Genomic DNA, 13,186 nt, shown 5'->3' with positions numbered 1-13,186 from the left:
CACCGAGACATTCAGCGACCGGCAAACCTTAAAGACCGCACTCCAGGCGCACAAGCCGGCGGATTCTGGCGTAAGCGTAGGCAACCGGGCAAGACGCTTAGCGCAATGTCAGCCTCTTCCTACACCCGTCCTACGTACTCTCCCGCACCCGCAACTCAAACCCCATATCCACCACCGGCTTGGCGATCTTATTACCCGCCATGATCGTCAATAAATGCTCCGCCGCACGCCGGCCAATCGCTTCGCGCGGAGTGCTGATGCTGCTCAGGCGCGGCACCATGAAGGAGGAGGAGGGCAAGTCGTTGAAACCCAGCACTGCCACGCGTTCCGGCACTTTGATGTTATGGCGCAGGGCTTCGAGCAAGGCGCCCTGGGCCAGGTCGTCGTTGCCGAAGAAGATCGCGTCCACCTCCGGATGGCTGGCCAGCAACTGCAGGAACAATTCGCCGCCCAGGCCCACAGAGGAGGGGCGCGGAGTCAGCAGTTCCAAGGCGGGGTCGTACAGGCCGGCCTGTTGCAGCGCACGGCGAAAGCCTTCGCCGCGCAGCAGGGTGCGTTGGTCCAGCTGCGCGCCGATGTAGGCCAGGCGTTTGCGCCCACGGGCGATCAAGTGCGCCGCCGCCGTTTCGCCGGCGGCCAGTTGCGAGAAACCCACGCAGTTCACGCCGGCATTCGGGTCCAGGTCCATCATGTAGACGCAGGGCACGTTGCTGGTCTCGACCATCCGTCGGGCGCTTTCGGTGCGGTCGAAGCCGGTCAGCAGCAAGCCACGGGGCTGGTAAGCCATGTAATTGCGCAGCAGGTTTTCTTCTTCGTCGCGCGAGTAGTGGGAGTTGCCGATCAACACTTCGAAGCCTTTGGGCCGCAGCACCTGATGGATGGCTTCGAGGGTTTCGATAAACAGCAGGTTGGACAGCGAGGGCACCAGCACCACCACCGAATGGCTCTGGGCCGAGGCCAGTGCGCGGGCAGCGGGGTTGACCACGTAGTTCAATTCAGCAGCGGCCTGTTGGACTTTCTCCACCAACTCCGTCGCTACGGTGCTGATGCCGCGCAGGGCGCGTGAGGCGGTAATGGGGCTGACGCCGGCCAGGCGGGCGACTTCGTTGAGGGTGGGGCGCCCTGTGGTGCGTAGTTTTTTATCGTTCTTAGAGGTCATCAGGCGGCTTGCCAAACAAAAATCGAGGCACTAAGGTAGCGCTGTCTCCAAAAGGCTGCAAATACTTGAACGTTGGGTTGCCTGATCCTGTTCAAACCGTTGGAGCGGATGCACGCGTCACTCCATAAAAAAAGACAAGACGGCGCGGGAAAAGCCTGTTTTTGCACTAGCCTTACAGCGTGCAAAGGTAGCGCTATCTGCGTCCTGAGGTGTTTCATGAGTCAACCTGTTACCGCTCTGGTCATCATGGGTGTTGCCGGCTGCGGCAAGACCAGTGTCAGCGAGGCCGTGTGCCGCCTCAACGGCGCCACCGCCATTGAAGGCGACAGCTTTCACCCTGCCGCGAACATCGAAAAGATGAGTGCCGGCCACCCCCTCAACGACGACGACCGCGCCGGCTGGCTCGATATCCTCTGCGATGAGCTGCGCCGCTCGCTCAAGGCCGGTCAACACCCCGTACTGACCTGCTCGGCCCTTAAGAAAAAATACCGCGACCACCTGCGCGAAGCCGCGCCGGGCCTGGGTTTCGTGTTTCTGGAGCTGACCCGTGAAGTGGCCGCCGACCGCGTGTCCCACCGCCCCGGCCATTTCATGCCCGCCAGTCTGATCGACAGCCAGTTCGCCACCCTCGAATCGCCCAAAGGCGAGCCACTGACCCTGGCCCTCAACGCCAGCGAAGACAGCGTCGAGCAACTGGCCGAGCAGACCGATGCCTGGTGGCGTGAGCACGGTTTTGAACCATCCAAATAATTTTTTGCCGGACAAGATAGCGCTATCCCCGGCAGTGAATTCAACACCCGCTTTAATAACAACAACAAACAGGAGAGACCCCCATGTTTGGCATGTCCCACGAGTCCTACCTACTGCTTGATGCAGTAGTCACTATTATCGGGTTGATCGTGTTGATCACCCGGTTCAAGGTTCACCCCTTTATTGCGTTGATCATCGCGGCGGGCTTTCTCGGCCTGACCTCGGGCATGCCCGTGGACAAGATCATCAAGGCGTTCCAGGACGGTTTCGGCGGGGTGCTCGGCTTTGTCGGCATCATCCTCGCCTTGGGCACGATGCTCGGCAAAATGATGGCCGAATCCGGCGGTGCCGATCAGATCGCCCAGACCTTGATCCGCGCCTTCGGTAAGGAAAAAGTCCAGTGGGCCATGATGTTCGCCGCGTTCCTGGTGGGCATTCCGTTGTTCTTCGAGATCGGCTTTGTACTGCTGATCCCGCTGGTGTTTATCGTCGCGCGCCGCACCGGTGTGTCGCTGATTAAAATCGGCATCCCGCTGCTCGCCGGCCTATCGGCGGTGCATGGCCTGGTGCCGCCGCACCCGGGCCCGCTGCTGGCCATCGGCGTGTTTGGCGCGGACATCGGCAAGACCATCCTGTACGGCCTGATCGTCGCGCTGCCGACCGCCATCATCGCCGGCCCGATCTTCGGTACGTTTATCGCCAAGTACATCCCAGGCAATCCCTCCCAGGAACTGGTGGATCAACTGGCCCGCGAGCCGGAAAGCAAAGACCTGCCGAGCTTTGGCATCACACTGGTTACCGTGCTGCTGCCGGTGTTCCTGATGCTGCTCAAAACCTTCGCTGACATCGCCTTCGCCGAAGGCCATGTCGTGCGTAACTGGATGGACATGATCGGTCACCCGATCACCGCGTTGCTGCTGGCACTGTTGCTGTCGTTGTATACCTTCGGTGCGCGTCAAGGCATCCACTCCAAGCAGATCCTCAAACTGCTCGACGCCAGCCTTGCGCCGACCGCTGCGATCATCCTGATCATCGGTGCCGGTGGTGGCTTCAAGCAGATGCTGGTGACCAGCGGCGTGGGCGATGTTATCGGGCATATGGCCGTCACCGCGCAGATCAACCCGATCCTGCTGGCGTGGCTGGTGGCGGCGGTGATTCGCGTGGCAACCGGTTCGGCCACCGTGGCCACCATTACCGGCGCCGGTATTGTGGTGCCGGTGGTGGGCATGATTCCGGGGGTTAACCGCGAGTTGCTGGTGCTGGCGACGGGGGCGGGTTCGTTGATCCTGTCTCACGTCAACGATGCGGGGTTCTGGCTGGTCAAGCAGTACTTCAACATGACCGTGGCCGAGACGTTCAAGACCTGGACCGCGATGGAAACCATCCTGTCCGTAGTGGCGTTGATCTTCATCATGTTGCTGTCGTTGGTGGTCTAACAGGCACACCACAAGGCAAGGGTGAAAACCCAATCAAATGTGGTAAGGGGCTTGCCCCCGATAGCGGTGGATCAGTCACCTGAAGCAGTGACTGACACTCAGCTATCGGGAGCAAACCCCCTTCCACATTTTTAATTGCATTTCTGCAACACAAATGGCTCAGGCTTTCTGGATCAACCCATCCGCCCGGAACATCCCGCGAATCCCACGTACCGCCTGGCGAATGCGGTCCTGGTTCTCGATCAGCGCGAAGCGCACATGATCATCCCCATACTCGCCAAAGCCGATCCCCGGTGACACGCACACCTTGGCTTCCAGCAGCAGCTTCTTGGCAAATTCCAACGAGCCCATGGCGGCATACTGCTCGGGAATCTTGGCCCACACGTACATCGACGCCTTCGGATTCTCTATCATCCAGCCCAACTCATGCAGGCCCTTGACCAGTACGTTGCGGCGCTGACGGTATTGCTCGGCGATGTCTTTCACACACTGTTGGTCGCCTTCCAATGCCGCAATCGCCGCCACTTGCAGTGGGGTGAAGGTGCCGTAGTCGTGGTAACTCTTGATCCGCGCCAGGGCGTTGACCAGTTCCGGGTTGCCCACCATAAAGCCGATGCGCCAGCCGGCCATGTTGTAGCTCTTGGACAGGGTGAAAAACTCCACCGCAATGTCCTTGGCGCCCGGCACCTGCATGATCGACGGGGCTTTCCAGCCGTCATAGACGATATCGGCGTAGGCCAGGTCGTGGATCACCAGCACGTCATATTGCTTGGCCAGCGCAATCACACGTTCGAAGAAATCCAGCTCCACGCACTGCGCGGTGGGGTTGGACGGGAAACCGAGGATCATCATTTTCGGCTTGGGGATCGAACCGCGGATCGCCCGTTCCAGCTCGGCGAAGAAATCCACGCCAGGCACCAGCGGCACCGAGCGCACCTGGGCGCCGGCAATCACGGCACCGTAGATATGAATCGGGTAGCTGGGGTTGGGCACCAGCACAGTGTCGCCTTGATCCAGGGTGGCCAGCATCAAGTGCGCCAGGCCTTCCTTGGAACCAATGGTGACGATGGCTTCGGACTCGGGGTCGATGTCCACTTCATAACGGTCTTTGTACCAGCGCGAAATCGCTCGGCGCAGGCGCGGAATGCCTTTGGAGGTGGAGTAACCGTGGGTGTCTTCACGCTGGGCCACTTGCACGAGTTTTTCAACGATGTGCGGCGGCGTGGCGCCGTCGGGGTTACCCATGCTCAAGTCGATGATGTCTTCGCCGCGCCGACGCGCAGCCATCTTCAGCTCGGCAGTGATATTGAACACGTAAGGGGGGAGTCGATCGATGCGCGCAAAGCGGCGCGGCGAAGCTTGTTCGGCCATTGTTGCCTCGAGAGTACGTAAGCGCCCGGAACCGTCCGAGCGACGTTGGCCACTGCGGTGGCCTGCGGGGCAGACAATACGGTCGGTGATGGCAAGTTGTCCAGATACGTAGGAAAATTTTCTGCATGGAGTACAGTCCGGGTATGCCCCTATACTCGATGCGGGTTTGTTCCCTCATAAGAAGGAGACTGTTCGTATGGATCAGCAGACAAAACAACCGTTGGAACCGCGCATGGAAGAAGGCAGTGCCATGGTGATCGCAGGGGTGCAAGGGCGGTATTCGAAGGCGACCGTGGGCGATATTCCACGCTTGTGGGAGTTATTCGACAGCTGCATCAAAGAGATTAAGCGACGTACCGGCGGCGTGACCTATGGGGTGTGTCACAACCCCCACCACGATGAGTTCGATTACCTGGCCGGGGTGCAAGTGCCGAGCAAGGATGACGTGCCGAGCAACTTCAAGTACGTCGAAATTCCGGCCCGCCGCTACGCGGTGTTCCCGCATTACGGCGCGGTTCAGGCGCTGGCGCAAACCTACGAACGCATCATGTTCGAATGGCTGCCACATTCCGGGTTCAAAGTGGCCGGCGCGGATTTCGAGCGCTACAGCGCCGATTTCGATGTGAAAAAAGGCACGGGCACGGTGGAGGTCTGGGTGCCGGTCGAAAAGCGCGGCTGAGTTGAGCGCCCCTGTCGCGTAAACATGACACAAGCGTCTGAACGGCATGTTTACGTGACATCCTTCACTGCGGATTAAAGCGCCCAGCTCAACCTGCGCTCATAGCCAACCCGCCCCTTATACGCCTCACCGCTGTCTACCCAGCCGAGCCCCAAATACAAGCCCATCGCCGCCACGTTGTCCGTGTCCACCGACAACTCCAACCCCTTGATCTGCGGCCATGCTTCAAGCGCCGCCGCCGGCAGTGCCAGCAGGCACGCCTTGCCGAACCCACGGCCCTGTTGCCGACGGTCCACCTGCAAGGCATGCAGGGTGGCGCTGTGTGCGTCGGCCCAGTGGGGCAGACAGGGAGGACGTTTAAGCAACAGGAAGGCCACCGGGACGTCGTCGGCCAACAGTGCAAAGCCTTTCACGCCAGGGCTGGGTTTAGCTAACAGGCTATTGAGTGCGCAATACATATCGCCGCAAAACGGCAGTTGCTCAGGATGAACTTCGATGGCATTGAGCTGCTGTTGTTGCAGGTCAGTCAGTGCCCCATAGGCGACCAGGCGGGTATGCATCGAGGGTGTCCGGAGGGCTGCAAGTAGGGGCGCAGTCTATCGGGTTTGATGGGGGCGAAATTATTTTTCAGCAGGCTGTCGATTTGCCTGATACGCGTTCGACTAAGGATGACTTTCGGATTTTCCACCCCAAGGAGTTATCGCCATGAGCACCGCAATCAACCGCCTGATCGAAGAATGGAAAAATGCCGTCCTAAGCCGCGATATCGACAAGATTGTCAGCTATTACGCCGACGATATCGTCTCATTCGACGCCGTTAACGCTCTGCAATTCAAGGGTAAAGCCGCCTACCGCAGCCATTGGGAAGAGTGCATGAAGCACTGCCCAGGCCCGGGGATTTTCGAGTTTCATCAATTGCGCATCGTCGAGGCGGCCGACAGCGCGTTTGCCCACTGGCTGGCGCACTGCGGCGGGACCGGCCCGGACGGTGAGTTGAAGGCCTGCTGGATGCGCGTCACCGCCGGTTATCAGCGCATCGCGGGCCAGTGGAAAGTGATGCATGAGCATTGGTCAGCCCCCTTCGATATGGAGAAAGGCACCGCACTGTTCGACCTGAAACCTTGAGCTGCGCGAACTATAGTCAGCATTCCGACAACGGAGATATCCATGAAATACCTCTGCCTGATCTACAGCGACGAAACGTTGCTGCATAGCTCACCCGACAGCCCAAAAGATCCGGAGTGCCTTGCCTACGCCCAGGCCATTCAGGCCAGTGGTCGCATGCTGGCCGCCGAGCCGCTGCAACCTGTGGCCAGCGCCACCACCGTGCGTAAGCGCAATGGTCACTTATCGATCACCGACGGGCCATTCGCCGAAACCAAGGAGCAGCTCGCCGGTTTCTACCTGATCGAAGCGCGGGATTTGAACGAAGCGCTGCAGGTGGCCGGTGGCATTCCGGCGGCACGGGTCGGTAGCGTCGAGGTGCGGCCCGTACGCGAGTTGGCGCTCTGAACAGCCTCTCTATCGAGGCCCTTTATCGCAGCGAATCGCGACGCGTCCTGGCGACGTTGATTCGCCTGCTGGGGGATTTCGACCTTGCCGAAGAAGCCCTGCACGAGGCGTTTTCCGTCGCGCTCGAACGTTGGCCCCAGGACGGTCTGCCCGACAACCCACGGGCCTGGCTGATCTCCACCGGCCGTTTCAAAGCGATCGACCGCTTGCGCCGCCAGGCGCGTTTTACGCCGTTATCGCAGGCGCAGGCCGATGCGCTGGAAGCGGCTGAGTGGAGTGTCGAAGACGTGGAAGACGACCGCCTGCGCCTGATCTTCACCTGCTGCCACCCGGCGCTGGCGCCGGATGCCCAGGCTGCGTTGACCTTGCGCGAGATCTGCGACCTCACCACCGAAGAAATCGCCCGAGCCTTCCTGAGCACACCCACCACCATCGCCCAGCGCATCGTGCGGGCCAAGGCCAAGATCCGCGAGGCGAACATTCCTTATCAGGTGCCATCCCTGGCGGAACTGCCGGAGCGCCTCGACAGCGTGCTGCGCGTGGTTTACCTGGTGTTCAACGAGGGCTATTCGGCGTCCATCGGCGCAAACCTCACCCGCGACGAATTGAGCGGCGAAGCCATTCGCCTCGGGCGGCTATTACTGGCGTTGCTGCCGGAGCCGGAAGTAATGGGCCTGCTGGCGTTGATGCTGCTGCATGAGTCCCGCCGTGCGGCGCGCACCTCGGCGAGTGGGGAGCTAGTGTTGCTGGATGAGCAGGACCGCACGCTTTGGGACGCGTCGTTAATCACCGAAGGCTGCGCGCTGGTGCAGCGAGCGCTGAGCAGCCGAGGCTTTGGCCCGTATTGCCTGCAAGCGGCGATCGCTGCCGTACATGCCGAAGCGCCTCACGCGGCTCAGACGGATTGGCCGCAGATCGTCGGGCTGTACGACGTGTTGCTGGGCCTGCTGCCGTCGCCGGTGATTGCGCTGAATCGAGCGGTGGCGGTGGCCATGCGCGACGGGCCGCTGGCGGGGTTGCAGCAGGTCGATGGGATCCTGGCGCGCGGGGCGTTGCAGGATTACCACTTGGCGCACGCGACCCGGGGCGAGTTCTGCCGGCAACTGGGAAGGTTGAAAGAAGCGCGGTCTGCGTATGAAAAAGCCCTGTCACTGACCCAACAGGCCCCGGAAAAGGCCTTCCTCGAACAACGCCTGGCTCAACTTGTCAGCGCTTCAATGCCCTAGAAATATCATTCGAGCATCTTGCCCAACAACCAACTCCCCGCCGGCCCTGGCGGATGGTGCCGCGACCACAACGCATCCACCGCCACTGAGCGCGGCCAGCCGCGTGCCTTCAGTTCCACCAATTGCCCGCCGCCAAACCGCTCCACCAGCCAGCGCGGAATCGGCGCCCAGCCGAAACCCAACTGAGCCATTTCCAGCAGCATCAGGTAGCTGGGGGCCGACCAGACACGTCCGCTGGCGCGGGTTTCATTCGGGTTGATGATGCTTGCCAGGCGCAGTTCGCGATGCTGTTGCAGGGCCTGCGCGGAGAGGGTGTCGAGGCTGGCCAACGGATGCTTGGGGGATACGAACAGGGCGATTTCCGTGCGTTCCTCCACGGGCGCGCAGGTCAGGTCCGGCGGGTACAGGGCCTGGTGTTCAATAAATGCGATCTGCGCACGGCCGCTCTGCACCAAGGCGATCAGGTCTTCGCATTCGGCGATCAGGCATTCCAGCTCAAGGTCGGGGTAGCGTCGTTCGAACGCGCTGAGGGCAGCCTCGAAACGGTCGGACTGGTAGGTGTCCGACATGGCGATACTCAGCTTCGGCTCCAGCCCCTGGGCCAACTGACTCGCCGTCAGGGCCAGCCGGCTATTGGCTTCCAACACCTGCTCGGCGCGTTGCAGCAACACATGGCCCGCCGGGGTCAGTGTGGGTTTGCGACTGCTGCGGTCGAACAGCTCCACATCCAGGTCGATCTCCAAGCTCGCCACCGCTGCGCTGACGGTGGATTGGCTCTTGCCGAGCTTGCGCGCCGCCGCCGAAAACGAGCCTTGGGTCGCCGCCTGGACAAATGCCTGCAGCACTTCATGTGAAGCCATGACTATCGCCTTGATCGATGGTTATTGGTTATGAAGTATCGATCCGCCGGGTAACCATGGCAACTCTCGTTACGCACGGAGCCGGGTTATGCACCCCACCAAATCGATGACTGAACGTGTTGGCCAAGCCTTGGGCTTTGAAGGGTTGGCCTTGTTGATCTGCACGCCGCTGCTGGTCTGGATCACCGGGCGACCGGCCTTGGAAATGGGCACGGTGACCTTGGGCCTCAGCCTGCTGGCGCTGAGCTGGAACATTGTGTTCAACAGCCTGTTCGACCGCCTCAAAGCGCGCCTGCAACTGTCCGGCGGCGCATGGACGCGGGTGCTGCATGCGCTGCTGTTCGAAGGCGGGCTGATTGTCGTCGCGGTGCCGTTGATTGCGGCGTGGCTGAATATCAGCCTGATGCAGGCGTTGATGCTGGACATAGGTGTACTGCTGTTTTTTTTGCCGTACACCTATGTGTATCACTGGGGCTATGACGTGCTGCGCGAGCGTTTCTTACAGAAACATGCCGCCCGACGCCTCGATCCGCTGACCGGTGATCCAATGACTACCGTCGGCAAGCAGGCTGGCAATGGCCCCGCCGATATCGTCCGGTAAGCCCGCGCGGCCCAGGGCGGTGTTGCTGGCGACCATTGCGTTGAGGTCAGCGTTATCGCGCACGGCACCGCCGCCGAAGTCGGTTTCAATGGCGCCAGGGGCGAGGATGTTGACGCTGATGCCACGGCTGCCCAACTCTTTGGCCTGATAACGGGTCAGCACTTCCATGGCGCCTTTCATGGCCGCGTAAGCCGCATAACCGGGCAGGCTGAAGCGCGCCAGGCCGCTGGACACGTTGAGGATGCGGCCGCCGTCGCGGATCAATGGCAGTAGCTTCTGGGTCAGGAAAAACGGGCCCTTGAATTGGATTGCCAGCAGTTGGTCGAACTGCGCTTCGGTGGTTTCGGCGAAGCTGGCGTGGATGCCGATGCCGGCGTTATTGATCAGAAAATCAAAGCGATCCTGTGCGAAAACCTCTTTCAGCACGCCAGCCACATCGCCGACAAAATCACCGAACGTGGCACTCTGGCTCACATCCAGCTTCAGCATCGCCGCGCGCCCGCCCAATTGTTCGATCTGCGCCACCAGTGCCTGGGCTTCGTCGGCCTTGCTGTGGTAAGTGCCGATGATGTCGACGCCCTGGGCGGCCAGGTGCAATGCCGCGTTTTTACCCAGGCCTCGGCTGGCGCCGGTGATCAATGCGATTTTACGGGTCATGGTGCAGTCCTCTGATGTGATCGTGGGAAGAAGTGTATTTGTCCGGTAATAACGTGATAAACAGCGCTATATCGGAAACACTGGCCGGATAAGGCGAACAATCCCATGAACAAACTTGAGCTGCTGCGCACCTTTGTGCGCGTCACCGAACTGTCGAGTTTCACCGGCGCCGGCGAAAGCCTGGGCCTGCCGCGTTCCACGGTGTCCGAGCATGTGCAGGCGCTGGAGGAGCTGCTCGGCGCGCGCTTGTTGCAACGCACCACGCGCAAGGTCCAAGCGACCCAGGACGGTCGCGTGCTGTACGAACGCAGCAAGGATTTACTGGCGCATATGGAGGAACTCGAAGGCTTGTTTCGCCAGGACGAAGCCCAACTGGCCGGGCGGATCCGCGTGGACATGCCCAACGCCCTGGCACGGGAAGTGATCCTGCCGCGGCTGCCCTCGTTCATGGACGCCCACCCGCTGATCGAGCTGGAAATCAGCGCCACCGACCGTCAGGTCGACCTGCTCGCCGAAGGGTTCGATTGCGTATTGCGCATCGGCGCGCAGCCGGATCAAACCGTGGTGGCCCGCGCGCTGTGCAGCCTGCCGATGATCAACTGCGCCAGTGCCACCTACCTGCAACGCTTCGGCGTGCCGCAGACCTTGGCCGATTTGGCCGACCATCACTTGGTGCATTACGTACGCCCGCTGGGGTCACGTTCGGCGGGTTTCGAGTACCTGCAAGGCAACAAGGTGCAACGGATTCCCATGGCGGGGCGGGTGACGGTCAACAGCACCGATGCGTACAAGTCGGCCTGCCTGGGTGGTTTCGGGATTATTCAAGTGCCGACCCTGGGCATGCTCGACGAATTGGCGCGCGGTGAATTGGTAGCGATCTTGCCGGACTACTCGCCACCGCCGTTGGAGGTGGCCCTGCTGTACGCCGGGCAACGGCATTTGCCGTTGCGTGTTCGGGTGTTTATGGACTGGTTGGCCGCCATGGTGCAGACCCACGTTTAATCCCGGCTCCACCCTGGTGGGAAGGGGTTTGTTGTAGTGAGCGGGCTTGCCCCGCGCTGGGCTGCGAAGCGGCCCCATTCCAGACGATATGGTTTAGCTGAGACACCGAGGTGCCTGGATTTGGGGCTGCTTCGCAGCTCAGCGCGGGGCAAGCCCGCTCACCACAGCAAGCCCACCACCACAGCAGTACCACCCACAGGTTTGCTCAAGGTACGTCAGAACAGGTTGGTAAACAGCCAGTACAGGCTGCCGGACAACACAATCGCCGCCGGCAGTGTCAGTACCCAGGCCATCAGCAGATTGCGGATGGTCTTCATCTGCAAGCCGCCGCCATTGGCCACCATGGTGCCCGCCACGCCGGAGGACAACACATGGGTGGTCGACACCGGCAAGCCATACATGTCTGCCGCGCCGATGGTCAGCATTGCCACGGTTTCCGCCGCGGCGCCCTGGGCGTAGGTCATATGGGTCTTGCCGATCTTTTCACCCACCGTCACCACGATGCGCTTCCAGCCGACCATGGTGCCGAGGCCCAGGGCGATGGCCACGGCGATCTTCACCCACAGCGGAATAAAACGCGTGGAGTTGTCGATCTGCTGTTTGAACAGTTGCAGCTTGTCTTGGGTGTCGGCATCGAAATGACCGACTTTGCCCTTGTCCATCAAGCGGATGGTTTCGCTCGCCAAATACATGTCATTGCGTACGTTGCCGACCGCTTCGGCGGGGACTTTGGCCAGGGAGCCGTAGCCTTTGACTTCATCGCCGATATGACCGGTCAGGGCGGCGAGGGCGGGCACCAGTTCCGGGGTGGCTTCCTTGGTGCGCACGTACACCGAGAGCACTCCACGCGGGTCGCCGGTCAGCGGCTGTGGGGCGGATTTGACCAGCGCGGCCTGGGTCACTTCGGCCACCGCCGCAAACTGTAACGATTGCTCGGCGGGCATGGCGCGGTTCAGGGCATAGGCCATCGGCAGGGTGCCGACCAGAATCAGCATGATCAGGCCCATACCTTTCTGGCCATCGTTGGAGCCGTGGGCGAACGACACCCCGGTGCAGGTGGCGATCAGCATGCCGCGGATCCACCACGGCGGCGGAGTGTCGCCTTTGGGCGCCTTGTACAGTGCGCGGTTCTTCACGAAGGCGCGCAGGGCCAGCAACAGCAACGCGGCAAACACAAAGCCGATCAGCGGCGAGAGCAGCAAGGCGTAACCGATCTTGATCGCCTGGCTCCAGTCCACCCCGCTGGTGCCGTCACGCCCGTGCATCAAGGCGTTTGCCACGCCCACGCCGATGATCGAACCGATCAAGGTATGGGACGACGACGCCGGTAAGCCCAGCCACCAGGTGCCCAGGTTCCATAGGATCGCCGCGATCAGCAGGGCGAAGATCATGGCGAAACCGGCCTTGGAACCCACCTGCAGAATCAGCTCCACCGGCAACAGGGCGATGATGCCGAACGCCACCGCGCCGCTGGAAAGCAGCACGCCGAGAAAGTTGAAAAAGCCTGACCACACCACCGCGAAATGCGGCGGCAGCGAATTGGTGTAGATCACCGTGGCCACGGCGTTGGCGGTGTCGTGGAAACCGTTGACGAATTCGAAACCCAGGGCAATCAGCAGTGCCACGCCCAACAGGAGGAAAGGCGTCCAGGTGGTGAGCTGTGCGCCCATTTCATGCATGTCGTGCATCAGGCTATAGGCGGTGAACAGCAAGCCCATGGCGAGCACGGCGAAAAAGATGATCACGGTCAACAGGCTGGGTTTCTTGTCCAGCCGAGGTTGGGGGTCTGCCGTTGCGGTGGACAGCGAGGCAGTCAGGGAAGGGGTGGCCATGCCGGAGCATCCAGATTAAGGAGGATGTCGCCCATGATCATTGCAGAATGTTACAAAGATGCTGCGTCAAGTCATGGTTTAAGCAATTGAGGCCACCGTCG

At 61.1% G+C, this 13,186-nt stretch carries 14 protein-coding genes; 8 read left to right on the top strand and 6 right to left on the bottom strand.

What is annotated here, in order from left to right; all coding sequences use genetic code 11:
- Nucleotides 1–130: 130 nt before the first annotated feature.
- A complete protein-coding gene (gntR, locus tag FIV35_RS09135; protein WP_162276713.1) occupies nucleotides 131–1,162 on the bottom strand; it encodes an HTH-type transcriptional regulator GntR in 1,032 nt (343 codons plus the stop codon).
- A 213-nt stretch (nucleotides 1,163–1,375) separates the two neighbouring features.
- Between gntR and FIV35_RS09130 the strand changes: the two genes are divergently transcribed.
- Nucleotides 1,376–1,909 (top strand): gluconokinase, encoded by a 534-nt coding sequence (locus tag FIV35_RS09130; protein WP_034139085.1) that lies wholly within the window; start codon nucleotides 1,376–1,378, stop codon nucleotides 1,907–1,909.
- An 83-nt stretch (nucleotides 1,910–1,992) separates the two neighbouring features.
- Complete coding sequence (locus tag FIV35_RS09125; protein WP_034100026.1) at nucleotides 1,993–3,345, top strand: GntP family permease; 1,353 nt, start codon at nucleotides 1,993–1,995, stop codon at nucleotides 3,343–3,345.
- Between the two features lie 159 nt (nucleotides 3,346–3,504).
- On the opposite strand, the gene alaC is transcribed toward FIV35_RS09125, so the two are convergent.
- Nucleotides 3,505–4,716 (bottom strand): alanine transaminase, encoded by a 1,212-nt coding sequence (gene alaC, locus FIV35_RS09120; RefSeq protein WP_034139084.1) that lies wholly within the window; start codon nucleotides 4,714–4,716, stop codon nucleotides 3,505–3,507.
- Between the two features lie 196 nt (nucleotides 4,717–4,912).
- Between alaC and FIV35_RS09115 the strand changes: the two genes are divergently transcribed.
- Nucleotides 4,913–5,395 (top strand): GyrI-like domain-containing protein, encoded by a 483-nt coding sequence (locus FIV35_RS09115; RefSeq protein ID WP_034139083.1) that lies wholly within the window; start codon nucleotides 4,913–4,915, stop codon nucleotides 5,393–5,395.
- 74 nt (nucleotides 5,396–5,469) lie between these two features.
- Here FIV35_RS09115 and FIV35_RS09110 read toward each other — a convergent pair whose 3' ends face one another.
- Nucleotides 5,470–5,955, bottom strand: a complete 486-nt coding sequence (locus FIV35_RS09110) for a GNAT family N-acetyltransferase (protein WP_034139082.1) — start codon at nucleotides 5,953–5,955, stop codon at nucleotides 5,470–5,472.
- A gap of 145 nt (nucleotides 5,956–6,100) precedes the next feature.
- Here FIV35_RS09110 and FIV35_RS09105 point away from each other — a divergent pair, with 145 nt between their 5' ends.
- Genes FIV35_RS09105 through FIV35_RS09095 form a run of 3 tightly spaced genes read left to right on the top strand, consistent with a single transcriptional unit; the run spans nucleotide 6,101 to nucleotide 8,133 of the window.
- Nucleotides 6,101–6,520, top strand: coding sequence for a YybH family protein (locus FIV35_RS09105; protein ID WP_034139081.1), 420 nt, complete (start codon nucleotides 6,101–6,103; stop codon nucleotides 6,518–6,520).
- A 42-nt stretch (nucleotides 6,521–6,562) separates the two neighbouring features.
- Nucleotides 6,563–6,907 (top strand): YciI family protein, encoded by a 345-nt coding sequence (locus tag FIV35_RS09100; protein WP_034100016.1) that lies wholly within the window; start codon nucleotides 6,563–6,565, stop codon nucleotides 6,905–6,907.
- Nucleotides 6,904–8,133, top strand: a complete 1,230-nt coding sequence (locus FIV35_RS09095) for an RNA polymerase sigma factor (protein WP_034139080.1) — start codon at nucleotides 6,904–6,906, stop codon at nucleotides 8,131–8,133. The genes FIV35_RS09100 and FIV35_RS09095 overlap by 4 nt, the downstream gene beginning before the upstream one ends.
- Before the next feature lie 5 nt (nucleotides 8,134–8,138).
- On the opposite strand, the gene FIV35_RS09090 is transcribed toward FIV35_RS09095, so the two are convergent.
- On the bottom strand, nucleotides 8,139–8,993 hold the full coding sequence (locus tag FIV35_RS09090; RefSeq protein WP_034139079.1) for a LysR family transcriptional regulator: 855 nt from the start codon (nucleotides 8,991–8,993) through the stop codon (nucleotides 8,139–8,141).
- 88 nt (nucleotides 8,994–9,081) lie between these two features.
- On the opposite strand from FIV35_RS09090, the gene FIV35_RS09085 reads away from it, so the two are divergent.
- Nucleotides 9,082–9,594: a multidrug/biocide efflux PACE transporter gene (locus FIV35_RS09085; RefSeq protein WP_034100011.1), complete on the top strand. Its 513-nt coding sequence runs from the start codon at nucleotides 9,082–9,084 to the stop codon at nucleotides 9,592–9,594.
- Here FIV35_RS09085 and FIV35_RS09080 read toward each other — a convergent pair.
- Nucleotides 9,493–10,251, bottom strand: a complete 759-nt coding sequence (locus FIV35_RS09080) for an SDR family NAD(P)-dependent oxidoreductase (RefSeq protein ID WP_034100009.1) — start codon at nucleotides 10,249–10,251, stop codon at nucleotides 9,493–9,495. The two genes, FIV35_RS09085 and FIV35_RS09080, sit on opposite strands and share 102 nt — an antisense overlap.
- A gap of 105 nt (nucleotides 10,252–10,356) precedes the next feature.
- Here FIV35_RS09080 and FIV35_RS09075 point away from each other — a divergent pair, with 105 nt between their 5' ends.
- Nucleotides 10,357–11,253: a LysR family transcriptional regulator gene (locus FIV35_RS09075; protein WP_034100007.1), complete on the top strand. Its 897-nt coding sequence runs from the start codon at nucleotides 10,357–10,359 to the stop codon at nucleotides 11,251–11,253.
- Between the two features lie 215 nt (nucleotides 11,254–11,468).
- Here the strand turns inward: FIV35_RS09075 and FIV35_RS09070 are convergent, their stop codons facing one another.
- The gene (locus FIV35_RS09070; RefSeq protein ID WP_034139078.1) at nucleotides 11,469–13,085 is read right to left on the bottom strand and encodes an inorganic phosphate transporter; all 1,617 of its coding nucleotides are present in this window, start codon (nucleotides 13,083–13,085) and stop codon (nucleotides 11,469–11,471) included.
- Between the last annotated feature and the right edge of the window lie 101 nt (nucleotides 13,086–13,186).

This window comes from Pseudomonas rhodesiae, assembly GCF_007858255.1.
Lineage (GTDB): Bacteria > Pseudomonadota > Gammaproteobacteria > Pseudomonadales > Pseudomonadaceae > Aquipseudomonas > Aquipseudomonas rhodesiae.
The sequence above is the reverse complement of the archived record's forward strand: the minus strand, read 5'-3'. Positions and strand labels throughout refer to the sequence as shown.